Source organism: Sphingomonas sp. SKA58 (assembly GCF_000153545.1).
Taxonomy (GTDB): Bacteria; Pseudomonadota; Alphaproteobacteria; order Sphingomonadales; family Sphingomonadaceae; genus Sphingobium; species Sphingobium soli.
In genome coordinates this window covers 233,465-259,572 of record NZ_CH959308.1, presented here as the reverse complement: position 1 = coordinate 259,572, position 26,108 = coordinate 233,465, and the positions used below count along the sequence as shown (strand labels likewise).

17 protein-coding genes are annotated in these 26,108 nt (G+C 62.1%); 8 read left to right on the top strand and 9 right to left on the bottom strand.

Annotated elements, in window-relative coordinates:
• Nucleotides 1-32: 32 nt before the first annotated feature.
• The 3 genes from SKA58_RS16405 to SKA58_RS16395 form a co-directional block, all read right to left on the bottom strand.
• Nucleotides 33-3,074, bottom strand: coding sequence for a glycosyl hydrolase family 28-related protein (locus tag SKA58_RS16405; RefSeq protein ID WP_037543825.1), 3,042 nt, complete (start codon nucleotides 3,072-3,074; stop codon nucleotides 33-35).
• Between the two features lie 77 nt (nucleotides 3,075-3,151).
• Nucleotides 3,152-6,052 (bottom strand): TonB-dependent receptor plug domain-containing protein, encoded by a 2,901-nt coding sequence (locus SKA58_RS16400; RefSeq protein WP_009823593.1) that lies wholly within the window; start codon nucleotides 6,050-6,052, stop codon nucleotides 3,152-3,154.
• 195 nt (nucleotides 6,053-6,247) lie between these two features.
• A complete protein-coding gene (locus tag SKA58_RS16395; RefSeq protein ID WP_037543955.1) occupies nucleotides 6,248-9,277 on the bottom strand; it encodes a glycosyl hydrolase family 28-related protein in 3,030 nt (1,009 codons plus the stop codon).
• Nucleotides 9,278-9,401: 124 nt separating this feature from the next.
• Between SKA58_RS16395 and SKA58_RS16390 the strand changes: the two genes are divergently transcribed.
• Entirely contained in the window at nucleotides 9,402-9,980 is a 579-nt protein-coding gene (locus tag SKA58_RS16390; protein ID WP_009823591.1) for a gluconokinase, read from the top strand.
• 12 nt (nucleotides 9,981-9,992) lie between these two features.
• Here the strand turns inward: SKA58_RS16390 and SKA58_RS16385 are convergent, their stop codons facing one another.
• Nucleotides 9,993-10,670, bottom strand: coding sequence for a FadR/GntR family transcriptional regulator (locus SKA58_RS16385; protein WP_009823590.1), 678 nt, complete (start codon nucleotides 10,668-10,670; stop codon nucleotides 9,993-9,995).
• Between the two features lie 43 nt (nucleotides 10,671-10,713).
• Nucleotides 10,714-12,060: a GntP family permease gene (locus SKA58_RS16380; RefSeq protein WP_009823589.1), complete on the bottom strand. Its 1,347-nt coding sequence runs from the start codon at nucleotides 12,058-12,060 to the stop codon at nucleotides 10,714-10,716.
• A 284-nt stretch (nucleotides 12,061-12,344) separates the two neighbouring features.
• Between SKA58_RS16380 and SKA58_RS16375 the strand changes: the two genes are divergently transcribed.
• The 6 genes from SKA58_RS16375 (at nucleotide 12,345) to SKA58_RS16350 (ending at nucleotide 20,086) form a co-directional block, all read left to right on the top strand.
• On the top strand, nucleotides 12,345-12,650 hold the full coding sequence (locus SKA58_RS16375) for a helix-turn-helix domain-containing protein (RefSeq protein WP_009823588.1): 306 nt from the start codon (nucleotides 12,345-12,347) through the stop codon (nucleotides 12,648-12,650).
• A gap of 61 nt (nucleotides 12,651-12,711) precedes the next feature.
• Nucleotides 12,712-13,812 (top strand): Gfo/Idh/MocA family protein, encoded by a 1,101-nt coding sequence (locus SKA58_RS16370; RefSeq protein WP_009823587.1) that lies wholly within the window; start codon nucleotides 12,712-12,714, stop codon nucleotides 13,810-13,812.
• Nucleotides 13,809-14,816, top strand: a complete 1,008-nt coding sequence (locus tag SKA58_RS16365) for an SMP-30/gluconolactonase/LRE family protein (protein WP_009823586.1) — start codon at nucleotides 13,809-13,811, stop codon at nucleotides 14,814-14,816. The genes SKA58_RS16370 and SKA58_RS16365 overlap by 4 nt, the downstream gene beginning before the upstream one ends.
• A gap of 115 nt (nucleotides 14,817-14,931) precedes the next feature.
• A complete protein-coding gene (locus SKA58_RS16360) occupies nucleotides 14,932-16,587 on the top strand; it encodes a glycoside hydrolase family 43 protein (RefSeq protein ID WP_009823585.1) in 1,656 nt (551 codons plus the stop codon).
• A complete protein-coding gene (locus SKA58_RS16355) occupies nucleotides 16,584-18,158 on the top strand; it encodes a glycoside hydrolase family 43 protein (RefSeq protein WP_009823584.1) in 1,575 nt (524 codons plus the stop codon). The genes SKA58_RS16360 and SKA58_RS16355 overlap by 4 nt, the downstream gene beginning before the upstream one ends.
• Before the next feature lie 32 nt (nucleotides 18,159-18,190).
• A complete protein-coding gene (locus SKA58_RS16350; protein WP_009823583.1) occupies nucleotides 18,191-20,086 on the top strand; it encodes an NPCBM/NEW2 domain-containing protein in 1,896 nt (631 codons plus the stop codon).
• Here the strand turns inward: SKA58_RS16350 and SKA58_RS16345 are convergent.
• From SKA58_RS16345 to SKA58_RS16330, 4 genes are all read right to left on the bottom strand, one after another.
• Nucleotides 20,055-21,302 (bottom strand): cation:proton antiporter, encoded by a 1,248-nt coding sequence (locus SKA58_RS16345; protein WP_009823582.1) that lies wholly within the window; start codon nucleotides 21,300-21,302, stop codon nucleotides 20,055-20,057. The two genes, SKA58_RS16350 and SKA58_RS16345, sit on opposite strands and share 32 nt — an antisense overlap.
• Before the next feature lie 29 nt (nucleotides 21,303-21,331).
• Nucleotides 21,332-23,173: a sialate O-acetylesterase gene (locus SKA58_RS16340; protein ID WP_232209460.1), complete on the bottom strand. Its 1,842-nt coding sequence runs from the start codon at nucleotides 23,171-23,173 to the stop codon at nucleotides 21,332-21,334.
• A 164-nt stretch (nucleotides 23,174-23,337) separates the two neighbouring features.
• Nucleotides 23,338-24,345: a cupin-like domain-containing protein gene (locus SKA58_RS16335; protein ID WP_009823580.1), complete on the bottom strand. Its 1,008-nt coding sequence runs from the start codon at nucleotides 24,343-24,345 to the stop codon at nucleotides 23,338-23,340.
• 17 nt (nucleotides 24,346-24,362) lie between these two features.
• Nucleotides 24,363-25,043 (bottom strand): SapC family protein, encoded by a 681-nt coding sequence (locus SKA58_RS16330; RefSeq protein ID WP_009823579.1) that lies wholly within the window; start codon nucleotides 25,041-25,043, stop codon nucleotides 24,363-24,365.
• Nucleotides 25,044-25,305: 262 nt separating this feature from the next.
• Here SKA58_RS16330 and SKA58_RS20555 point away from each other — a divergent pair, with 262 nt between their 5' ends.
• Nucleotides 25,306-26,106, top strand: coding sequence for a TonB-dependent receptor plug domain-containing protein (locus tag SKA58_RS20555; protein ID WP_332249880.1), 801 nt, complete (start codon nucleotides 25,306-25,308; stop codon nucleotides 26,104-26,106).
• Nucleotides 26,107-26,108: the final 2 nt, after the last annotated feature.

Sequence of the window (26,108 nt, the reverse complement as noted above, 5' to 3'; positions counted from 1 at the left end):
GTGATCAACGCTTCGGCACTATAGCCTGTTTTTTAGTTCTGGGGCGTCTGCGTGGCGTACAGCGCGTGGTGTGTGAGGATGTAGAGCGTCCTGCCATCCTTGCCCCCAAAGACCAGTTGCAACGGGCGTTCGGGCACGTCGATCCGGCCAATCTCCTCGCCGTCGGGCGCGTAGACGAAAACCTGTCCATTGGCGACATAGACGCGCCCCTGCGCATCGGTCGCCACCCCTTCCCCGCCACGGTTCGCAAAGAGCTTGAGATCGGTCAGCGTGCCCCCGGCCCCCACTAGCCCGCTATAGGAGCGGTTCTCTGATCCATTGGTGACGAACACCCTCTCCCCCGGGCGCGCCTGAACGAAGCCATAGGTGTCGAGCGCATCGGAAAAGCGCCGACCGCGATGGTCCGTTGGTCCTTGTGAGAAAACCCGCCATGCGGGAAGCGCGACGGACCCATCGGGCGAGACATATTGCTGCGTCTTGGGCTTGGCCATGTCGCGCGCGAACATCTCTTCCAGGGTGGTGAAACGATAAGTGGCGGGATCAATCTGATCGCGAAATTCGCCGTTGTTCCACCAATTGACGGGCATGGTGACAATCGCGTCCTTGCCCCGCGAGACAGGCGTCGGCGCGATGACGGTCATCTGCGTGTCTGGCGTGCCGGGCTTGAAGCTGTAGACTGTGCCATTTCGCCCTTGCGACGAGAGCACGAGCAGATTGCCGGATTTGTCGATCGTCAGATTGACTGGATCGAGCGCGGCGTCGCGGATGATCTCTAACCGCCCCGCGTCGGACCAGCGCCAGATGCGCTGGAACTGACGATCGATGAAGTAGAGCCTACCATCGGCATCGACCGCGCCGCCGCCGATGGAATGAAAGTCATCGGCCAGTTTCTCGACCGCAGCGCCAAAGCGGGACGGCTCGGCGGCAGCAGACGCACCCGTCACATCCAGCACGGCAAATTCGCGCTCCCGCACGTCGATGCCGTGGGTCACGTCCTGAATCGCGTTGGAATAGGGAAATTTGGTAACGCGCAGGAATGTGGCACAGCCATTTTCGTCACAGGTGCCAAGGCCGCTTTCGCCGTTCACATGCACATTGCGGAATCGGATGTCGCGCGCATTGTACAAGGTAACGGCCGCAGGCGCGGCCTTGCGCGTTCGGGTGACGCGATAGCCGTGAAAATTGGCGACAAGGATATTGTCGGAATCGCGAATTTCCAACGCGGTGGCGTCACCGCTTTCACCCCCCTCGCCTTCGGTCTGCGGGGCCAGCAATTCCCAGTTGGACACCCGATTCAGCGTGATTTCGCTGCGAACATGATGTTCGACAGACGCCTGGATGATGCGTCCGGGTGTTTTTGTATCGGAAATCAGGATGCCGGGATGCGCGAAGGTGCTGGGGCTCCAAATATTGGCGAAGGTGCCACCGCCACCCTGCGTCACCCACAGGCTGGCATATTGCCCGTCCCAGCGCCGCGCCGCGTCCGGGTCGCCCGTGGCGTTATTGTTGTAGGGATTGACGCGCGTGCCATCGAACAGGTTGGTGCCATGCCCGCCCTGGAATTTGACATCATTGACCATCGACTTCTCGCCGGCCTTCCACAGCAGGGCGGTCGCCCGCTGATTGGCGCCATTGCTGTTGATGCCGATGCCCTGGACGATGGCATCGCCGCCCTGCGCGCTTTCGATGACAGCCTTGGGCGCGCCAACGCCCTGGAACCCCGGCGATCCGTCCGGCAGGACGATCTGCGTCAGACTGGGGTGCAGGCCGACCAGCACCGTATTAGGGCGCAGGCGCAATGTATCACTGACGCGATAGAAGCCGGCGGGCAGGTAAACAACACGGTGCGTGTCGATCGCCCTTTGCAATGCGGCGGTGTCATCCGTCCGGTCGTCCCCCTTGGCGCCCAGTGCACTCACGCTGACCCAGTCCCTGACCGGGGGCAGCGTGCGGATCGCGGCGTCGGCCGCTTCTGGCAGGGCGGCGAGCGCTACCGCCTTCATGGCCGTTTCATAGCTGCCCATGCGCCCGGCGGCCGGCAGCGTCAGTCCGTAGGTGAAACTGTCGACCTTGTAGGTCGCACCGGACCCCTGTTGCGTTCGGCCGCTTTCGCGGAAACGGGCAAACACCGGCATGTTGGCAGCCACGACATTCTGGAAGCCGACCTGAGTGTAGACATTATTTTCGTTGGAAATGATGACCCCGGCCCTGGAGACATTTTCAAAGCGCATGTCCTGGCCCCACAGCCAATCGCCGTAGCCTTCGTCGATTTCAATGCCGACCGGCGTGTCGCGGATCGACACGTTCACCATGGTCAGTCCAGCCTCGTGCTCGCGAATGGCGGCATCGCGTTGGCCCTCAAAGCTTGAATCGACCAGGGCAAAAGGCCAGGCTGGAGAGGTCTTTTCCGCCAATATGCCATAGCGGCCGCCATAAAAATGCAGGTCTTCCGCTTCATTGGCGACATCATAGAGGCCGGCGAGGCCCGATCCGATGTGGAAATCGACATGGGAGACGAAACTATGCTGTGCCGAATGAAAACGGATCGCGGTGGCGGCTGGATTGCCGTCCAATATGCGAAAATCGATATTGGCGAGCGCTGAATAGAAAGTGCCGGGATTGGCGTCGGCGATATCCTTGTTGAACGGAACGCTGCCTGCCGGCGGAAACGCCGCTGGTGGCGTGCCCTTGTCGGTCTGGCGCTGGCTGCCGGTAAACATCAGCATATGGGCGACCCCACGCTGGAATCCTGGCGTATTCGCGCCAAGGAGGATGATCGGCCGTTGCGCGCCAATGCCGAAAATTCGCACGCCGGGATACAGGAATAATGTTTGGCTGATGCGATAGGTGCCGGCGGGCAGGAAAACGATACCGCCCCCGGCAGTCGCGGCTTGGTCGATCGCTTGCTGGATTGCGGCGCTGTCGTCGGTACGACCGTCGCCTACGCCCTTCACTGTGACGGCGCGGGGTTCATCCGGGGCCGTCATGTAAACGGATGGCGACGCCAGCGCCGGCTGCGCGCCCGCCAGGCACAACAGCATGGATGCGCAAGCTCCACTCAATCCGTATTTCATGCAACGCTCTCCACTGGGAAAAATATGTCCCGGCCGTGCAGGGCCGGGACAGGTGGGTGGGGACTGGGAATATCAGATCAGAAGTTGAAGCGCACACCCGCACGATAGATGCGGCCCAATGTGTCATAGATCGCCGGGTTGATGTCCAGACCGGTGTTGGTCTGCGGCGATGCGACGGGATCTTTATCGAACAGATTGTCGACCTTGCCGTAGATCGATACCTGATCGGTGATCTTGTAGGTCGCGCCCACGTCCATGTAGAAGGCGCCCTTCATCTTGTTATAGTTGATCGTCGGGTGGTTGCCGGTCGACACGGGGCAACTGGACTGACAGACGACATATTGGTTGCCAAAAGTGCCGTCGCTGAACCAGCGTTCCTGCACCGTCAGCGTCAGCTTGCCGGTGTCGTAGGTCTGGACGGCCAGCCATTTCCAATCCGGGGTGGCGCCATTATTGGCCCCGGCCTGATCGACTGGATCGACCCCGGCGATGCCCGCATCGACGATGAACTTGCGGATGTGGGTGCCCAGCGCGCGAACGGTGAAAGTGCCGGGCAGGCCGAACGGCTGTTGCCACTGGTAGCTTGCCTCTATGTCAAAGCCACTGGTCTTCCAGGAAGCCAGGTTGAACGGCTGGACGTTAACGAAATTCTGCTGCTGGTTCGCATTGTCGAGGCTGAATCCCCCGCAGAAGGCTTGATTGCCTTCAAAGCAGAATTGCACGATCTGCTGCGCGGAAAGGCTGGACACGACGCCGTTCAGCTTGATGTTGTAATAGTCGAAGGACAGGCTCAGGCCAGGCGCCCAGGACGGCCGGGCAAGGACGATGCCGACTTCGGTGTTGCGCGCAATCTCCGGCTTGAGGTTCGGATTGCCGATCGTGTTCTGGAAGGTCGATACGGCGACGTTGCGGAACGGGTCGTTGAAGTTGGGCAGCGTCGTCACGGTCGGCGCGGCAAACAGTTCCGACAGGTTCGGCGCCCGCACGTCGCGCGATGTGACGGCGCGCAGGCGAATGCCGTCCAGCGGCGTGTCCCATGTGCCGCCGACCTTCCACGCCCAGACCGTGCCGGACGTGCTGTAGTGGGTGCCGCGGCCCGCCGCATTCAGGTTCGCGCGGCCCGCCCCCTGGCTGTCGAACAGCGGGAGATTGATTTCCAGGAAGCCTTCATAAACTTCATATTTGCCGCGGCCATTTTTGTAATTGCCCGCCGCCCAGTTGCTGCCGAGTTCCGAATTGAGCAGCGGATCGGCCGGATAATTTTCATCATTAGGGCTGAGCGGCGACACGCCCGCCCCATAGGGATCGGCGTTGACGCGATAGAATTCGCGCCGATATTCAGCACCGAACGCGACTGCGAGCGGGCCTGCCCATAGCTCGACCGGTTCGCCCGAAAAGTTGGCGCTGACCACGTCCTGCGTCAATTTGGTGTGCTGGAACGGGCCATTTTCATGCGGCGCGACATAAGCCAGCGCTGACGCGGAAGGTGTGAAGTTGCCGAAGATGTTCATCGGCACACAGCCATTGGCGCGGGCGACCGGATCACGGCACACGACTGCGCCGTTCAGGTTAATGGCATCGGCCGCTGCGACATAGCGATTTTGCAGGACGATATCGCGGACGCGAATGTCGGAAATGGTGATACCATGTTCATAATAGGCGTCGTAATTCCAGTCAGTCCCGCCCAAACCGAACTGTCCCTTGAGGCCGCCGACGAAGCGATATTGTTTGCGGTCAGTATAGACCTGCGGATCGGGCAGTTGCGCGTTTGAAGAGCCGAAACCGAAGCTGGTGATGCCTGCTGCCGCGCACTGGTCGCGGACCGTCTGCGGCAGGAAGGCATTGTCGCACTGGACGGTCAGGTTGGCGCGGCCATAGCCGGGGCTTGGCTGGTTGTTGGTCTTCACCTGCGCGATATTGACCGTCAGATAGGCTTCATTGTTGTCGGCAAAGTCATAGCCGAGGCGCGTATAGCCGTTGATCCGCTCCAGCGATGACTTGAGCGATGCGCCAGAACCTGGCGCGCCCGAAAGGTCGCCGCCCTGACAGAAGCTGTTGCCCTGAAAACAATTGCTAACCCGACCGTTGCCGAGTGGCTGGCCATTCGATCCATATTGGAAATTATAGGGCGTGCCGTTGGCATCGAAGGCAATGCCCTGGAGCGGGCCATTGTTGATCAGGCCATAGCGAGCATATTGGTATGGCTGCGCATAGTCGCCATAGACATATTGTGGCAGGCCATTGTTGGTCTGCCCCGTATTGAACAGCGTCGTTGCGCGATACCAGTCGCGGCTGCCGGCAAGGTCGGTGCCGAAATCTCCTGCGTCCACGCCGCCTTCATGGTCATATTCGCCACTGACGACGAAATGCAGCCGTCCATCCATCGCCGATGTACCATAGGCCGCCTGGACCAGCGCGGTTTCATCGTCGCCATATTTGGTGATGCTGCCCAGGATGTTGCCCTTGAACCCTTCAAATCGGGTGTCGGTGATGAAGTTGACAACACCGCCAACCGCGTCCGACCCATAGGAAGCCGATGCGCCGCCCGTCACCACGTCCACGCGCTTGACAAGCAATTGCGGGAACATCGAAATGTCGGGAACGCCGGTCACGTTCGCGCCGACGACACGCTGCCCATCCAGCAGGGTGAGGGTGCGGATGGTCCCCAGTCCGCGAAGGGAGAAGGAGCTGAGGCCTTGCTGGCCGCTCGACGTGCTGAACGTACCGGTGGCGGCGCCCGTCGATCCCTGAAGCGACGGCAACTGTGCGATCGTGTTGAACACATTGGGCTGCGCGTTATTGGCGATCTGCTCCTCGCCGATCACGGTTGTAGGCGTGGGCGCGGTGAAGCCGCTCGTCGTGATACGCGATCCGGTGACTACGATATCCGCCGCTCTCTGCTCGGACGTGGTTTCAGCTTCGTCCTGGGGAGCGACGTCGGCGACGGCCTGTGCGTGCGCCAGGCTCGACAAAGCCATGAACGTTACCGCTACCAGACTTGCGCCCATGCGATGGCGACTGATGGACTTCCTCACCTTCCTTGATCCTTCCCTCTGTCAGCCGCCCTCCCAGGGTCGGCCTCGCCTTGTGCGGCGATTATCGGTGTTCCTATCGCAGCTGCGGTTCCAGGGCACTTACGACATAGGTCGTAGACGCCCCGAAAGCGCCTGATTTCATGGCTTTGCCGCGTACAGCGCGTGATGCGTCAGGATGAAAAGCGTTCGCTTGTCCGGGCCGCCGAACAGGATCTGAAGTGGACGATCGGGCACATCGATCCGACCCATCTGCGCGCCGTCGGGACCGTAGACAAAAATCTGTCCATTGGCGACAAAGATGCGCCCCTGTCCGTCCACCGCAACGCTTTCCCCGCCGCGATTGGCGAAGGGCTTGAGGTCCACAAGCGCCCCACCCTTTCCGATCGCCCCGCTATAGGTGACATTTTCGGATGCGTTCGTCACGAATATCCGCTCACCCATTTTCCCACTGACAAAGCCGTTCGCATTGAGCCCGTCGGACCAGCGCCAACCGGTGTGATCGATCGGCCCTTGCTGCCACACGCGAAAAGCCGGCAGCGCCAGGCTGCCGTCTGGGGACACATATTCCTGTGCCTTGGGCGTGCTGACGTCGCGCGCGAACATTTCGGCCAAAGTCGTGAACTCGTAGCTTTTGTGATCGAGCTGATCGCGAAATTCGCCATTATTCCACCAGTTGACTGGCAGCAGCGTGCGCTTCCGGGCGGCAGCCCGAACCGGGGTCGGCTGGATGAGCGTCAGCTGGTCGAGCGGCCCTTCGGGATCTATCGAATAGACTCCGGTCTTAGGACCGAGCGAAGAGAGCACGAGCAGGTGGTCCGATGCGTCCACCGCCAGATTGACCGGATCGAGCGCCTGGTCACGGACGATCTCCAGTCCCTTCGCCTCGCTCCAGCGGTGGATGCGCTGGAACCGCCGGTCGATGAAATAGAGCGCGCCCTTGGTGTCCACCGAGGCCCCGGAAATGGACCAGAAGCCATCTTCCAGCTTCTCGACCGGCGCCATGCTCGCAGTAGGTGTCGGAATCGTCCGGCCGGCCGCGCCGATGTCGAGCTTGGCGAACTCCCGCTCCCGCACGAACAATTTACGAGACACATCCTCGATTGCGTTGTCGAACGGATATTTGCTCGCACGCAGGAACGTTCCGCACCCTTCATCGTCGCAGGTCGCATAGCCGCTTTCGGCATTCACATGGACATTGCGGAAACGAATGTCGCTGGAGTTATACAGCTTCACCGCGCTCTGTTCAGGCGCATAGGTGCGGGTGACGCGATAGCCGTGATAATTGGCGAACAGCAGATTTTTCGAATTGCGGATGTCGAGCGAAACGGCATCCGGCCCATCGCCCACTTCCTGCTCGGTCTGGGGCGCCAGAAATTCCCAGTTCTGCACATTGTCGAGCACGAACTCATTGCGGGCATGATGTTCGACCGACATTTCATAGACATGACCGGGCGTGCTGGTATCGCTGATGTAGAAGCCGGCCTGGGCAAAGCTGTTGGGGCTCCAGACGTCTGCAAATGTTCCCCCGCCCCCATCCGTTACCCAGATGCTGGGATATTGCGCATCCAGCCGATGGTCTGTCACGGGGTCGCCGGTATGCACCGTCAATGATCCCAGCATCCTGCCATCGGCGGTGGGAGTGCCGCCCCCGCCCATGATCTTGACGTCCTCTACCAGGCTTTTTTCGCCCGACCGCCACAAAAGGGCCGACGCACGCGGATTGACCCGGCCCGTGAACAACCCCAGGCCCGACAGGATATTGTCCCCGCCCTTGCGGCTCTCCAGAATCGGCAGCACCGACCCCAGCCCGGCATGACGCGGATTTTCGTCGGGAATATAGAGTTGAGTGATGGCAGGGTGCAGGCCAATCAAAATACTGTCCGGCCGCAGCGTCAGCCTGTCCGTGACCTTGTAGAAGCCGGTCGGAAAATAAAGGATCGGATGGGCATTGATCGCCTTTTGTATAGCGGCGGTATCGTCCGCCTTGCCGTCGCCTACGATCCCCAACGTGCGGACATTGACCCAGTCCTGCATCGGCGGCAGGTCGCGAATGGCAGGCGCGCGCCGCGCCGGCAGGGCGGGCAACGCCTCGATCTCGGCATCGGTGCGATATTCGCCGACATGACCCAGATCCGGCACCATCAAGCCATAGGAAAAGGATGCGACCTTATAGGCATCGCCCTTGCCATCGACCGTGGGCCCGCTCTGGCGGAAGCGCGCGAAGACCGGGCTGTTCTTGGCCAGCGCATTTTCGAAACCGATCTGGGTGAAAACATTGTTTTCATTTGAGATGACCACGCCTGCTTGGCTGACATTTTCGAACCGGACATCCTTGCCCCACAGGCTATCACCATAGCCCCGGTCGATCTCGATCCCCACTGGCGTGTTGCGGATGGCGACATTGACCATGGTCAGGTCGACCTCATGCTCGCGGATCGCAGCGTCGCGCTGGCCATCAAAGGTCGAATCGATCAGGGTAAATTGCCAGGCAGGGGAGGTCTTTTCCGTCACGATGCCGTAGCGGCCGCCCTGGAAATGGACATTCTCTATGATGTTGCCGGCCTGATAGACGCCGGCAAATCCATCGCCCAGGCGAAATTCCATATGGCTGAGGAAGGCGTGCTGCGCCATGTGGAAGCGCACCCCGGCCGCCGCAGGATTACCCGCGCCAATCTCTATATCGACATTGCTCATCGCCGAATAGAAAGTGCCGGAATTGGCATCGCGCACGACCTTGTCGCGCGGAACGATGGTGGGCACCGGCACGGGCACGTCGCCGACGCGATATTGATCGCCGCCGCCAAACACGATCATCGTCGACACACCCTGTTGGAAACCGGGAGTTCTGGCCCCCAGCAGGATGACGGGCCGCGTCGGCCCCACGCCATAGATGCGCACGCCTGGCGGCACGATGAGCGTGCGGGTGATGCGATAGGTGCCCGAAGGCAGGAAGACCATGCCGTGGCCGGTCTTGTCACGCGCGCTGTCGAGCGCTTGCTGGATCGCGTCGCTGTCATCCGCCCGACCGTCGCCCTTGCCCGCGACGGTGACGGCGGTTGGCTCCTGGGGCGCGGTGGGAAAAACCGAAGGTTCGGCGGCATGTGTCGCGTTCACGCCTGCCATCGCGGTTGCGGTCAGCAGCGCCGCCATGATGTTGCGTCGGATCATCATCGCCTCTCCCAAATATCGTTGCATCCAGGGATAAGGGCTAAAGGAGCATGGCGGCTGGGGCACTTGCGACAAAGGTCGTAGTTTTCAGGGGTTGGCCCCCAATCCTATAGCATGGTCGACCATGGCGATGCCTGTGCAGGGGTTGTCGCACCGATTGCGAGGACCTGCTTTGCCGCCCCTATCCGCCTCTGACACCGCCCCGCATTTTGCCGTCATCGTCATGGGGGTCAGCGGTTGTGGTAAATCCACGCTTGGATCGCTGCTGGGAACGGCTCTCGACGCCCCCTTTCTGGAAGGGGATGATTTTCACGCGCCCGAAGCGGTAGCCAAGATGCGGGCGGGCCAGGCGCTGACCGACGATGATCGCTGGCCCTGGCTGGATCGCATTGGTGTGGCCGCCAATGCCGCTATTACCGATCGGGGCCGAACGGTAATAGCCTGTTCCGCGTTGCGCGCGGCTTACAGGGCTCGGCTGCGCGCCGCCATTGCAGCGCCAGTGCGGTTCATCCTGCTGGAAAATAGCCGCGAACGCCTGCTTGCGCGACTGGCGGCCAGGGCGGACCATTATATGCCGACTAGCCTGCTCGACAGCCAGCTGGCTACGCTGGAGCGCCCCGACGAGGACGAGGGCGCCATGATCCTGACGACGGATGCCGACCCGTGCGCCCTGCGCGATGCTGCGCTGCGCTGGCTGCGCTGAGTCGTCGCGGCGTCAGGGCATCAGCCTCCGGCGCCCCTCCCATAAATGCCAGCGCATCGCCAGCGCCGCACCCTCGGGGTCTTGCGCCCGGATGGCGGCGACGATCACTTCATGTTCGCGCAGCATTGTTTCGACGACTTCCGGGGGGCGGGACCGCGAAATGTCGACGCCCGCGCGCATGATCTTTTCCACATCGGGCCACAGCGCGTCGAACGCCTGAATGAAGGCGAGATTACCGGTCGCCGCCGCGATCCGCCGGTGCAGGTCCATGTCTTCGGCATGAGCCGGCTCACTGGACAGCAAAGCCTCGCGCAGCAACGCCATGCCTTCCTCCACATGCGCCATTTCCTGCGCGGTTCGGCGTGTTGCCGCCAGCCGGGCGGCCTCCGCCTCCAGCACAAAACGCACTTCATAACTGCCCAGCGTCGTGGACAATTCACTCATCGGCATGAAGGCCGCCAGCCGCTCGGAAGGCCGGCTCTTGACGAAGGACCCGGCGCCTCGCCGCGCCTCCGTGATGCCGTCTGACGCCAGCCGCACCAGCGCTTCGCGCACGATCGCGCGCGACACGCCAAAGGTTTCCGCGAGCTTCGCCTCCGATGGCAGCCGCGCGCCAACCTCCAGATTTTCCGACTTGATGATCTCGACGATGCCGGCATAGGCCTGATCGGATAACCGGATCTGGCTCATGACGTCGCTCGTCTCGCTGCGATGGCCATGGCGGCTTCGCTCCCTAAAATATGCTGCTCGCCAGCATTACCAGCAGCAGGCCGACCACCGCCACCACCGTTTCCATGATGGACCAGGTCTTGAACGTCCCTGCCATGTCGGTGCCGAGATAGCTTTTCACCAGCCAGAAGCCGGGATCGTTGACATGGCTGAAGAACAGCGATCCTGCGCCAATCGCCAGCACCATCCATTCGGGCTCCACGCCCGATGCGGCGACCAGCCCCTGCATCACGCCCGCCGTGGTGATCGTTGCCACCGTCGCCGATCCGGTCGCAAGGCGGATGCAGACCGATACGCCCCAGGCCAGCACCAGCGGCGAAATCGCGCCGCCGTCGGCCAATCTCACGAGAAGGTCGGACAGGCCGGCGGTAACCAGCACCTGCTTGAGCGCACCGCCCGCACCGATCGCCAAGATGATGCCGCCGGCCGGCGTCATGGCCTCGGTCCAGATCGCGCCCTGGATACGGCTTTCGGTGATGCGCCGGCCAAACAGCAAGGGCAAAGCGACGAGCGTGGCCACCAGCAACGCGACCACCGGGTCGCTGACCCAGGCAAGCCAGGCAAAATGAACCGCAACGGACGCTGGCATCAGCGCGACCGCCTGGCCCGCGGCGATCAGAACCACGGGCAGCAGCACGGCCGTCAGCGCCCGTCCCACCGATGGCGTGGGTACATCGGCGCGGACCGGGTCCAACAGCGGGGGGCTAAGTTTCACCCCCGGCGCGGTGAAGCGCGCCAATAATGGTCCCGCGATGATCGCGGTCGGAATGCCAACCATTAGGCCGTACAGAAGCGTCAGGCCCAGATTGGCGCCCAGGGCATTGACCGCCAGCAATGGCCCCGGATGCGGAGGCACCAGTGCGTGGACAACGGACAGGCCCGACAGGGCGGGGAGCATCAGGCGCAGCTTAGCCGTATCGCCATTCTGTCCCGCTGGCAGTGCCGCCGCAGCCGACGCGACGATCGGCAGCAACAACACCAGGCCCGTCTCGAAAAACAGCGGCAGGCCGATGACGATGGCCGTGAGAAGGCTCGCCCAGGGCGCCCCGCGCGCGCCTGACAGCCGCAATGCCGCACGGGCAAGGCCGCCCGCCCCGTCGGACAATTGCAACATTGCTCCCAGCCCCAGGCCAAGCGCGACCACCAGTCCGGTGCCGCCAAGGATGGCGCCCGCGCCCTTTTCGACCGCCTTGGCCGTTTCCTCCATCGGAAGTCCTGCCAGAAGGCCCACGGTAAATGCGCCGCAGAGCAATCCCACGAAGGGATGCAACCGCCCGCGTATAATCAGGATGATGGACAGTGCAATGCCGACGATGGCGGCAGCGATCAGGCGATAATCGGCGGGGGTCATGGGCGGCACTCCCTCAGGTCGTGAAAGCCGCGATCAAGCCGACGCAACGCTATCGTCATCCTCTCCCCCCATGTTGTCGCTATCCTGAGACTCGCTGCAAATCTGGAACTTGCCTCTGAATCTGTTAGACAGGTTTAGTCCATTTCAAGCCGATATCCAGACAAAATATGGTAATATGCAATATTTATGCTTGAACCTGTATGACTAGTCCTCATAAGATACCGCTAACGAGTCCTATTCAGAAGCTCATTGAAAATTTCCGGATCGGAACAGGGAGAGGGAAGATGCACGTCGCCTCGAATCCGCACGGCTATCGCGTTCAGGACAAGGGGCCGCCTGCGCCCGCGGCCCTGGCTCCGCCACGGCTCACCCCAACCCAGATGAAGGTCATGCGCTGTGTCTATTCCGGCCTGCTCAACAAGCAGATCGCCTATGAATTGGGCATGGCCGAAGCGACGGTAAAGGTGCATATGACCGCCCTCATGCGCAAGCTCAACGTGCGTAACCGCACCCAGGTAGCGATTGTCGCCAGTTCGCTCGCCTGGCTGCCGGACGCATCAGAACGGCCCGCTGACCACGTCTCGGACTGAACGCGAAGGCCACTATTCGCTGCTCGAAAGGGGCACGCGCGACGCCAGGGGAGGATGGGTTATGGACGGATCGCGACGGTCGATACTGAAAACTGTCGGCGCAGGGCTCGCGCTCTCCGGCCTTGGCGCCACGCGCGTCCGCGCAGCGCAGCGACCGATCGGCTATGCCATTGTCGGGCTTGGTTCTTATGCGACACGGCAGATCATGCCCAATTTTGCCGGCTGCGACCATGCCCGACTTGTGGCGCTGGTCAGCGGCACGCCCGAAAAATTGCAACGCTATGGCGAGCAATATAATATCCCTGCGACGCACCGTTACAGCTACGCCGACTATGATCGCATCCGGAACAATCCAGACATCGACGTGGTCTATGTCGTGCTGCCCAACAGTATGCACGCCGAATATAGCATCCGTGCGGCGCAGGCCGGAAAGCATGTCATGTGCGAAAAGCCCATGGCCATGTCGGTCGCCGAATGTCAGGCGATGATCGGCGCCAGCCGCAAGGCGGGCAAGCTGTTGATGATCGGATATCGGTCACGGTTCGAGCCCTATAACCGTTTGGCTATTGATCTGGCGCGGCGCGGTCATGTGGGGCCGACGCGCATCATCACTTCCGAACATGGGTTCCCGATAAAGCCTAATCAGTGGCGGCTCGATCGGCCCTTGTCGGGTGGCGGATCGCTCATGGACATCGGCATATATAGTCTCAACGCGACGCGATATCTGAGCGGCGAAGAGCCGGTTTCGGTCAGCGCGATCGAGGCGACTGATCGATCCGATCCGCGTTTTCGCACCGTGGAAGACAGGATCAGTTTTCTGCTGCGCTTCCCTTCGGGGATCGAGGCGACCTGCGTGTCCAGCTACAGTTCGGCGCATAATGCCTATCGCGTGATTGGTACCCAGGGCTGGATCGATATGGAACCGGCGACCCCTTATGAAGGCCATGCCATGCGTATCAGGAAGGACGGCGTGGTCAGCCCGCGCGTGCTGCCAGCACCGTCTAAAAATCAGTTCGCCGGCCAGCTTGATCATCTTGCGGATTGCATCATGAACGGAACGACCCCGATCGTGCCGGGTGAGGAAGGCCTGGCCGACCTGCGCGTCATCGAAGCCATCTATCGCTCGGCCGCAGAGGGGCGCACCATCGCCATGACTGCATGATAGGCCGTCGGACATTCGTCACGGCTCTGGCGATGCTGCCACTGGCGCATACGCTGGCACGCGCGGCGGACGATGCCACAACGCCCGGAATCGACCGGTTGGATCCCGCACTGGATCGCATCCTCGCGCCGGACGCGCGGGTCGACATCATTGCACGGGGCTATCGCTGGGCTGAAGGCCCGGCCTGGGTCTCTCAGGGCAACTATCTGCTGTTCAACGATCCGCCCTCCAATATACTATATCGTTGGACCAGGGCGCAGGGCGTGACGCCCTTTCTATCCCCGTCAGGTTTGCAGACATCCGTACCGGAAGGAATAAGGGAACCGGGTCTCAACGGCATTGCGATCACGGCTAGCGGCATGCTGGTGGGCGCGGACAGCGGTACGCGCGCAATCGTTCAGATCGACCTGCGCACCCGGCAGCGCAGGATTTTGGCGGATCGTTATGAGGGGAAGCGGTTCAACAGCCCCAACGACCTGTGCGTCGCGCCGTCCGGGGCGATCTATTTCACGGATCCGCCCTATGGATTGGCGCAGGCGGATGATTCGCCGTTGCGCGAACTGGATTTATGCGGGCTTTACCGACTTGATCCGGACGGCAGTGTCACTTTGCTCGATCGCAGCCATCGGCGTCCCAATGGCGTCGGCCTTTCGCCTGACGGAACCACCCTTTATCTCGCATTGTCCGATGAAAAGCGCCCTGTGCTGCTGGCCTATCCGCTCGACGCAAAAGGACAGACAGGCACGCCTCGCCTGTTCCTGGATATGCATGCCGAGCTTGCCACCGGCGATCCGGGACTGCCCGACGGCATGGACGTTGGGCCCCACGGCCATGTCTTTGCCACCGGCCCGGGCGGCGTGCATGTTTGCGCGCCTGATGGCCAGCGGCTTGGCATCATCCGCACTGGCAAGGCAATCGCCAATTGCTGCATCGGGGAAATGGGCCGGACGCTATTCCTCACCTCCTCCGACATGCTGGCGATGGTGCCTTTGCGCACAAGCTGAACGGGTTCGACTGCATTCACGCCCAAGGCTCGACAGCTGGTACTGATAGCGCTATCAGTTCTACAATTCGGCGGCTTTCCATACGGGGGCACGGCAAGCAGGGGAGAGAATGTCAATGCGCCATCGCAGGAAAGCCATGTTCGGAGCGCTGTTGCTGGGGGTTTCGAGCGCACTCAATGCCGCCCCTGCCCGGTTCGATATGTTTCGCTACAGCGGACAGGCGGATGAACGCGTTGCACCGCAGGCCGGGGAATTCCGCAATCCCATCCTGGCCGGCTATTATCCTGATCCCTCGGTAACCCGCGTTGGCGATGACTATTATCTCGTCAACAGTTCTTTCGCGCATTTTCCCGGCCTTCCGGTTTTCAGGTCGAAAGACCTTGTGCACTGGACCCAGATCGCCAACGCGATCGCCCGCCCCGGTCAGCTCGATTTTACCGGCCGGCGCATTTCGCAGGCCGTCTTCGCGCCTGACATCAGCTGGCATGACGGCCGTTTCTACATCGTCAACACCTGCGTTGAATGCGGCGGCAACTTCGTCATCACCGCTGACGATCCTGCCGGGCCATGGTCAGATCCTGTCTGGCTCCCCTTCGAAGGCATTGACCCATCCATTTATTGGGAGGGGGATAAGGCCTATATCGTCAATAATCGCGCGCCCGACGAACCACCTCGCTATGACGGGCATCGCGCCATCTGGATTCAGGAATATGACTGGCGCGCGGGCAAAATGGTGGGCGAGAGCGCCCAGTTGATCAACGGTGGGGTCGATATCAGCAAGAAGCCGGTGTGGATCGAAGGCCCGCATATTTTCCGCAAGGATGGCTATTATTATCTGACCGCAGCGGAAGGCGGCACCAGCGTCAATCATTCGCAGGTCGTCTTGCGCGCCAAGTCGCTGCGCGGGCCTTATGTGCCATATGAGGGCAACCCCATCCTGACGCAACGCGATCTGAATCCCGCGCGGCCCGACCCCATCGGGTCGGCCGGGCATGCCACATTGGTGCAAACGCAAAAGGGCGACTGGTGGGCCACCTTTCTGGCGGTCCGGCCCTATGCGGATGATTTTTACAATATCGGGCGGGAAACATTCCTATTGCCGGTGACGTGGAAGGACGGTTGGCCGGTCATTCTCCCAAAGGGGCAGGTCATTCCACGGACGCTCAGAGCCCCTAACCTTGCCCGGCAACCCGCGCCGGCGCTGCCGACCAGCGGCGATATCACCTATACCGAAACATTCGACGGCCCCGCGCTGCCGATGCAGTGGATCGGCATTCGCACGCCCAAACAGCCATTCTATCGCCTGACCAATGGCATGCTGGAACTTGATAGCGGCGCGCCGCTCGGAAATCTCGATGGCGTGCCGGCGTTCATCGGGCGACGGCAACAACATGCAAATGCCACCTTTTCCACGACCCTGCGCTATGTCCCGGAACGGGATGGCGACCGCGCAGGTCTGGCGGCGGTGCAAAGTGACCGCAGCCACGTCTTTTTCGGCCTGACCCAGATTGCAGGGCGTCCGGTGGTGGCGCTTTATACGCGCGATGCGGCGGACGCCGATATGTTGGTAAAGTCCGCCCCTGTCGCCACCAATGGTCCAATCACCCTCACCATCCGCATGACCGGCGGAACGATGGGATTCGACTACAGCGTCGGTGGCCATGTCCAGACGCTGGCCGACAATATCGACGCGACGCTGCTCAGCACCCAAAAGGCCGGCGGCTTTGTCGGCACGGTGGTCGGGCCTTATCACTATACGCCCGCGTCATGAGCAGCCGAACATGGTTTCGCCTCGGCGCGCTGCTGCTTTTGGCCGGATTCGCTGTCCCGCTGGCTGCGCAGGTCTGGCGATCGGACCAGGGCGACGGCACCTATCGCAATCCGGTACTCTACGCTGACTATCCCGATCCCGACATCATCCGCGTTGGCGAGGATTTCTATTTCGTATCCACCACCTTCGCCAATGCACCCGGCGTGACCATTCTTCATTCGAAGGATTTGGTGAATTGGCGGATCGCAGGCCATGTCGTCGATCGGCTTGATGGCGACCCGCGCTATGATCTGACCCAGGGCGATGCGTACCGCCGTGGCTTTTATGCCGCCAGCTTGCGATACCATAACGGACTCTTTTACGTCGCCGTGACGCCCGTCGGTCACAAGACGCGCATCTATCGCGCAAGGACGATCGCAGGTCCCTGGACTTACAGTGAACTGGATCGCGAGGCTTTCGATCCTGCCTTGTTCATCGACGATGATGGCACCGCCTATCTCGGCACCTCAATCGGCAGCGACGGCACCGTCACGCTCCTGACATTGAACAAGGATCTGACCGCCGTCACCGCCGCACGGAAAGCCTATTACAACAAAGGCGCGGAAGGATCGAAGATCATCCGTCGCGATGGCTATTATTATCTGTTCAACGCCATCCCGGGCAAGCTGGCGATGACCGTGTCGCGCGCGCGCAGCCTATGGGGTCCATGGGAGACGAAGCCGTCCATCGACGACAAGAGCGGCGGCCATCAAGGCGCTATCGTCGATATGCCGGACGGCAGCTGGTATGGTTTCGTCATGGTCGATGCTGGTGCGATCGGCCGGATGACCAATATCAGCCCGATTTTCTGGAAGGATGGCTGGCCCTGGTGGGGGACGCCCGACCGACCCGATTTCGTTCCCGACCGATCGCCCAAGCCGATCAGGGGGCAAGGTTTTGCCGAGCCGCCCTCGTCCGACGATTTTTCGAACCCGGTATTGGGATCGCAATGGCAATGGAATCATAATCCAGATGACAGCAAATGGTCGTTGACGCAGCGGCCCGGCTTTCTGCGGCTTCACGCCACGCGGGCCGACGGCATCTGGACAGCGCGCAATACGCTGACGCAAAAGGCGCAGGGACCGCTCATGCGTGCGATTGCAAAGGTTGATGTGCAAGGCCTCCAGCCGGGCGATCTTTGCGGTTTTGGCAGTTTCGGCAAATATAGCGCGCAACTGTCGGTGGCGGCAGCCGCCGTCGGGCATCGCAGCGTGCGGATGCAGGTCACGGACAGCACGCAGGACGGGCCGCAGACCGAGGTGCGCGTGCCCTCGCTCGCGATCGATGCGCCCACCATGTGGCTGCGCGTCGACCTCGATTTCGAGACGGATCTGGGCCGCTTCGCCTACAGCATCGATAACCGGCAATGGCGTGATGTGGGCACCCCCTTCCCGCTCGCCTTCGATTGGCGCACGGGCACATTTCAGGGCCAGCAGATCGCTTTGTCCTGCTATAATTCCGGCCCGGATGGGGGCTATATGGACATCGACAGCGTCACCGTCTCGCCCCTTGCCGGAACTGTCCAGCCATGACTTCTCGCCCCGTCCCATACCAAGGACCCTGCATGACGCTGCTTCGCTCTGTCTTATCGCTCGCATTGCTGGCAGCAGGCACCGCGCTGTCTGCGCAAAGCCCCGACCCCCTTGCGCCAACCGCGCGATGGACCGCCTATCAAGGGGGCCGCGCGCAATTACCGCCGATGGGGTGGAACAGCTGGAATGCCTTTTTCACCGAAATCGATGAGGAAAAGCTCATGGGATCGGTCCAGCGCATCGTCGATACGGGCTTGGCGAAGAAAGGCTATCGCTACATCAATATCGATGACGGCTGGTGGCTGAAGCGCCGCGCAAGCGACGGGCGGCTCATCATCCGCGCCGACAAATTCCCGTCGGCCCGCGTCGGTAATGGCGATCCGACCTTTCGGCCCCTGACAGATCGGCTGCATGGCATGGGTTTCAAGGCCGGCATATATTCCGACCTTGGCCGCAACAGCTGCTCGCAGGCCTATTCGGAAGGCCCCGCGCAATTGCCCGAAGGCAACATGGCCGAACGGGAGGTCGGGCTGTATGACCATAGCGATCAGGATCTTCGCCTGTTCTTTGCGGAATGGGGTTTCGACGCGATCAAGGTCGATGGGTGCGGTATCCGCGCCTTCGCCGCCGACGCGCCGCGCGTGCGCAATGGTCAATATCGGGCCCTGCCGCCGCTCATTGACCAGCATAGCGTCACGCGATCGGATATCCCGGCGGTCAAGGCGCTATTCGCTGACATCAACCGGTCGCTCGCACGCTACAATCCCGATGGCGATTATATGCTCTCGCTCTGCATCTGGGGCAGCGCCAATGTGCGCGCCTGGGGCAAGGATGTCGGCAATATTTCCCGGACCAGCGACGATATTTCGCCGGACTGGAGCCGGATGCTGACCAATTATGACAGCGCCGTGCGCCGGGCCTTCTATGCGCATCCAGGTAGCTGGAATGATCCCGACATGCTGTTCATTGGCAAGGGCGATTTCGATGCCGCGCACCTTACCGAGGCGCGATCGCATTTTGCGCTATGGGCGATGATGAATGCCCCGCTCCTGATCGGCGCCGACCTGCGCACCGTGCCGCAATCGTTGCTCGACATTTTTGGCAATGGCGACCTTATCGCCATCAACCAGGATGCAGCCGGCAATCAGGCCACAATCGCCTTCGATAGCGATGATGTGCAGATTTTGGTGAAGGCTTTGGCCAATGGCGACAAGGCCGTCGCGCTGTTCAACCGCACCGCCACGGCGGCACAGGCCGTGCTGACGGCCGATCATCTGAAATTCGGTGCGGACAAGACGATCGCGCTCAAGGATATGTGGACCGGCGCCGTCAGCCGGTTCACGGGCGAGCAGGCGTTCAATCTTGCGCCGCGCCAGACGCTCGTCTTCAGGGCCACCGGCCAGAGACAACTTGCGGACGGCCTTTATTTGTCGGAACAACCCGGCCGCGTGAACCCGGCGGTCGACGGCGTCAGCCATCCCGAACCGAATCCGACCATTCATCGATCAATCCCCGGCTGGCGCGGCACGCGCGGCATGGGCGAGCGCCCCCTTTATGCCGGTTGGGGCGGTGCCATGCCGGACGCCACACCCTATAACCAACCCCTGGCGATCGCGGGGCAGAATTTCGGATCGGGCATCGGCGTCCTCGCAAATTCACGCCTGGAGGTCCGCAATCAGGGCTTTAGCCGCTTCACGGCGAAAGTCGGCGTTGACGACAGCGCCCGCGATGCCACCCATCCCGTTCGGTTCGCCGTCTATGGCGACGGTCGCCTGCTGGCGAGCGAAACCGCCCGTCGGGGCGAGGCTGCCAAGCCGATCGACGTGGACGTGCGCGGCGTTGCGATTGTCGAACTGGTCGCGCTGGCGCCGAACGCGCCCGGTGAAATGCTGCCAATCAGCTGGGGGGACGCGGCGCTGCGGCGCTGAGCGGCGGGCGAACCGGCGGATCACCCGGCTCCTCCGGAGCGGTCAGCCTGCGCAATCCGCGCCGCGCCATCGGCGTGGTCAGCATGGTGCTCGCCAGCGCCATCAGCAACAGCGCGGTGAAGCTGCCACTGCTGACAACCTGCCGGTCAAGCAGGATGTTGACGAAGATGATCATTATCAGCGCCTTGGTCTGCAACAGCCAGCCGATGACGCTGGCCTCCCCCTGCCGCCATCGAAGCAGATGTCCGGCGATGCGCAGACCGATCAGCTTGCCGCCAACCGAAGCGGCAAGCAGAAGGGCGGCCACGGCGATCAGGTCCACGCCACCTATGGACCAGCTTGTGCGCAAACCGGTGCTCAGGAAGAATATGGGCATTACGGTCAACAGCAGCATGTCGCGCAGCCGATCCAGCGCCGCTCCATCGAACCAGGACTGGTCGAGGATCACCCCCGCCAAAAATGCACCCACCATGAAATGCAGACCAGCCCAGTCCGCTGCCAGCCCCGCCGCCGCCAGCCAGACCATCGATGCGCGCAGCCGTTCCGGCTGCGCCAGCCGGCGCATAGCCATGCGCACGGTCCACGCCACCACGGGAAAGACGCAGATGAAGCCAAGCTGCCGCTCCATCCGCGACCAGTCCAGCAGGATGATCGCCAGCACTGCCCAAATGGCGATATCGTCCAAACTGGCATAACGCAGCACCCGCTGCCCCAGCGGCGTGCGCAAAATCGCGAGCCGGTCCATCAGCAGCATCAATATCGGAAGGGCCGTCACCGCGCAGGCCATGCCGATTCCGAGGATCGCCTGCCACGGCTCACCCTTCGGCCCGATCCAGCCCGGATTGATCAGAATCAACCAACCTGCGGCGCTGCCGAGAGCCAGCGGCGTCAGCAGCGCCAGCCCGGAGGCCGTCCAGCTGTCCCGCCGCGCCGCCCAGGCCGCGCCCAGATCAAGTTCGATCCCGGCCAGCCATACGAATAGCATCACGGCCCATAACGCGATGCCGTTCAGCATGGTGATCGCGACCGACGGGAATATCTGGGCATGGAGCGCGGGAGCGGCTGCCCCCAGCACGCCCGGTCCCAGCAGCACACCGACGAAAATCTGCACGACCACCAAGGGCGCGTGATCGGCATCGCCCAGCAGCCGCCATATAAGCCAGGGCAGACCCATGACGAGCATGAGGATCAGCAGAAATAGCTCATTGTCCGTCATGCCCGTCTTGGTCCGCTATTCCCACGGCCTCAACGCGCGATCGGCACCTCAAATGGTCCGATCGGCAGAGGCGTTCCATCGTAAAGGTTCATGACAGGATAATCGGCCCAGGCATAGCGGACGCGCTCCACCGGCTTGCCATCGCCGGTCAGGATGACATGATCCCCTTGCACCTGCGCCTGAACGTAACGGCACGTGTCGTCGCCTGAACCGCACATTTCAAACCCCAGCGCTTGCACACCGCTCCTAAGGTGCAGCCCACCCTCGACGCCGGTGAAGCGCACGATGACAGCGCCATCGCCGCTTCTGATCGCGCCGGCGGCTTGTGGCCCTGATTTCGCGATGGGCGCATCATAGGCAACCGCCCCCATCACCCTGGCCAGCCGACGGCCCAGCTCCTGCTTTTCGCCCGGATGGATATCGAAGGGATCGCCCAGATCAACGGCGGTCGCGAGCCCCGCATGGGCGTCGGCCGCCACGGCTGTTCGCTGCGCGTCCCGCAACTGCGCCCAACCGCTCTCGCCCGGCCGGGTCGCCGGCTTGCCATAGCCGGCCAACTGGACGATCGCAAAGCCAAGGTCGGGCTGCCCGAACTGCTGTCGCCAATCCGCTATCATCGCTGCCAGTCGGTCGGCGTAGCCGGGAATGTCGGTGTCGGATTCGCCCTGATACCAGGCGACCCCCTTCAGCTTGATGCCGCCAAGCGGCGCGATCATCCCGTTGTAGAGCGTGCTGGTGCCCGTGACGTCGCTCCACGGCACGCGCGGCGCGCCGGGCGGGGAGGTGCGCGCGACCGCATAGCGCCAACCATCGCCCAGCGGCACGGCATCGCCTTGGGCTGGCCGCAGCGCCATATCGTCGGCCGGCCCCAGAAGACCGCCCTTGTCATAATTGTCGACGACATTGACGATCAGCATGTTGCGCCCGGCCTTGAGGATGCCTGGAGGCACACTCAGCGTCGTGGGCTGCCAGGCGCGCGCACCCATCCCGACCGGCTGACCGTTGATCCAGGCGCGGCCCACATCGTCCAGTGTCCCCAGCGACAGCGCCGCGTCGCCCTTGGCCTGTGCCGCGCTTAGGGTGAAGTCGCGGCGAAACCAGACCATGCCATTATAGCTCGCCAATCGGGGGATGGCCCAATCTTCCCACGCGCTTATCGCCGGCGCATCGGCCCAATCCATCTTCGCGCCGGGCTGCCACGGCTCTGCGCCGGCGCGGTCGCCGGTTGCCTTGCGCCACCAACTTTCCCATTGCGCACTAGCCGCCCGCTCGCCTTCTGTCGCGTTGCGAGCGTGGAGCGCCAGCAAGTCAGATTGCGCGCTGTTGCCGACCGCCGCTTGCGCGCGTTCGCCCATCCATGGACTGATCTGCGATCCGCCCCAGCTGCTCGCAATCGCGCCGATTGGCACGCCTGCGCTCTTGCGCAACTCCCGAGCCATATAATAGCAGGCTGCTGAAAAGTCGGGGACGCTGTCTGGCCCGGCGGTCTTCCAAATCGGCGCTTGCGCGAACGCCTGTCGGGGCTGGTCTGCAACCGCGCGAGGGATCGTCATCAACCGGAGCGCCGGATCGGCCGAGTTCCGAATTTGCCCCATCGCATCCTGCGCATGCCGCACTTCCAGCTCCATGTTGGATTGGCCGGAACAGAGATACACGTCGCCCGCGAGCACATCATGCGACACGACGCGACCGGATGGGCTGCGCGCCTCGATATCAAACGGCTGACCTGCAGTGACGGGAGGGAAAGTCGCTGCAAAGCGGCCATCCTTCTCCGCTTTCGCCGAACGCTCCACGCCACCTATAGATACCGTTACCAGATTCCCGGCTGACGCAGAACCGGTGATGGTGATGGGCTCGTCCCGCTGAATCACTGCATTGCTCCCAAACATCGGGTCAATGTTGAGCAATATGCCCCCCTGCGCCAAGGCGACCGATGGCATCGCCGCGGCCAAGAGAAATGATATCGTCCGCGCCTTGCGCATCGCCTTCTCCCTATTCCAAGTTTGTAAACATGGTATCGCTATCACATAACCCGCTATCCGCCCCGTAACATCCGCATGACAAGCGCGCGGATACGCCGATAATTGCCTTCTTTCAGCGGCCCCAATATGCCGTGCCGCTCGGCAGGCAGGTGCGCCAGCGGATGGCCGTCCGGCCTGAACACATAATGATCGAAAAAGGCGCGCCACGCCGCCCGTTCCGGCTCCGGCCGCTCGGCAATGGCTATCATCGCCAGCAACATCGCAGCATAGGGCGCATCAGGCCCTGCTGCGGACGCATCCCACCAATAATTGGTCAGGATATTGATGCCATCGCGCGCCTTCACGCCGTGCCACCATAATTTAGGCAGGTACAATGCGTCGCCCGGGTTTAGATCGACGTGAAGCCTGCGCTGCGCTGCCGCCTCGAAACGCGGAAAGCGCTCTTGCCCGCCGGGGTCTATCGCTGCGAGCGATACCGGCTGGCCCGCCATGGTATGGTCGATCGGTCCCACATACAGGTCGCCAATCGCATCGGGCGGATACAGCGTGAAATGCCGTCGCCCCGCAACCGCGATCGCCAGATTATCGAAGCTGTCATAATGGCAGGCAATGTCGGACGCATTGCCGATCCAGAGGCGGGGCCGGACGGTAGGCGGCAGCAGCGCGCAGCCATGATCCTCGGCGAAACCGGGGAAATAGGTATCGACGGGCAAAGAGCCAATATAGCATGTCTGCGCGCCATCATCCGCGTTCGCCGCAATGCGATCAAGCGCTGCGCCCATCTCGCTGCGCTGACGTGCGAAGTTAAACCCGTCCGGCCCCTCGCCATAGGCGTAACGCCCGCCCAGCTTCGCATCGGCAACGAAATAATCGACACTGCCACCCCTGTGATAGCGCCGCAGATGATCGAGCGCCGCGCCATTTCCGCTGCCTTGCGCCAGACTCACGATCGGCCAGTCCCTGCAGATGCCGCGAATCACGATCGGCCGGCATTGCTCAATCAGAGGCAGCAAATGCTCAGGCTGCCGGATCTGCGCGCCCTCTATTTCCTCGATCTGCATCGCGCGCTCCAGCCCCGTCAGCCGATTTGCGTCAGTCGGGCATTGCGCCGACGGGCCATCAAGGCGACATGATGCAGCGACCCAGCCAGGGCGAACGCCGGTTGCAAGTGACCGGCGCGAAACAAACCCATCACCGCCGCGTCCGGCAATTCGCTCAGCGCATCCAGGCTTACAGTATAAAGGCCATCCAGACGCAGTGTCTCGCCATCGTCGAACGCCAGGCTGATATCGATCGGCTCGATCAGACGATGGGCCAGCATGGCCGCGATGAATGCTTCGGTGGCGGCGGCGCTCGCCATCAGTCCGCCAATCGCCTTTTGAACAGCGCGCAGCGCTGCGGTTGGCGTCTGATCGGGATAGAAGAGCGCTTCGCTGCCGCCGACAGCAAAACGCGGGTGATCCGGGTCGAGCGCAATGCTGTCTCCAGACGCGAAGAAGCCTAGCCGGTCGATTTCGGACGGCCGGAATGCCCAGCGGCCATCGGGCGAATCGATCAGGGGTTCGCCCCGTCGAAAACCGGTCAGCGCACCGACATAGAAAGCGCCGCTTTCGGCATGTTTGGAAAAAAACAAAGGGCACGCCGCTGCCGCGGCCGCAATTTCACTGGTCACAATGCGCACCAGCGGGTCAGCCATCGCCTCACCCAAGTGCATGCGCACTGTTGCATGCGTGTCACTATTAAGCAGTTCCAAGCTCATCCTCCCACATGCTTCCTGCTGCACCGACCCGCATATTCCCGCGATTTTCGGCCAGTCCAACCGGCATGATCATGGCCTATATAATTTCGCTTGAACAGCCATTTCGATAGCGCTACCATTTGCAACATAAAGAGAAGTATTGGGTGAGGGTGACAGCCGCCGAATCGGCGGAATAAAATCACCCCTGATAAAGAATACATGATCGTCGCGACGCTGTTGTCGCGGCGTTCGGGCGAGATATTGTCTGGACTAGGGGAGGATCATGACGTCAATTCAACTTGGTGCTGCACATATGCGCACCCGTATCGGTTTGGCTATGACGGCCAGCTGCTTGGCGCTGGCGGTGGCAATGCCCGCCTCCGCCCAACAGGCGGGCCAGAATGACATCGCAGATGATGTCACGACAGCCGACATCGTCGTCACCGGCATTCGCGGATCGCTGCAACGCAATCTCGACATCAAACGGGAATCCTCCGGCGTCGTTGACGTCATTTCAGCGGAAGATATCGGCAAATTCCCGGATTCGAACGTCGCCGCGTCGCTTCAGCGTCTGCCCGGCGTGTCGATCCAGCGGTCGGGGTCACGCGGCGAACCGCAAGGCATTTCGGTGCGCGGCTTTGGCGGCGACTTCAACGAAACACTGATCGACGGGCGGCGCCTGTCGACCGCGTCGGGCGGTCGTTCGGTCGATTTCACCACCGTAGGCGCGGACTTTGTCGGACAGTTGGCTGTCTACAAGACGCCCGAAGTGTCGCTGTCCAGCAGTTCGATCGGCGCGACGCTCAATATCTCCTACCCCAAGCCCTTCGACAAGCCGGGCACCCGCATGGCTTTCACGGCGGCCGGATCGGTGCAGGATGAAGCGGGCAAGGTCGTGCCGACCATCGGCGGCCTGTTCAGCACCACCTTCGCCGACGACACGATGGGGATCCTCGTCGACGCGGTCTATACCCGCCGCGACACGCAGGCCAACCGTGTGTATGTTTCGGGCTGGCAGGGGCGGGCTTTTTGCGCCATGCCAACTGGCCGGAGGCGCGGCAGCGAGTTGCGCCCCTACGGATGACG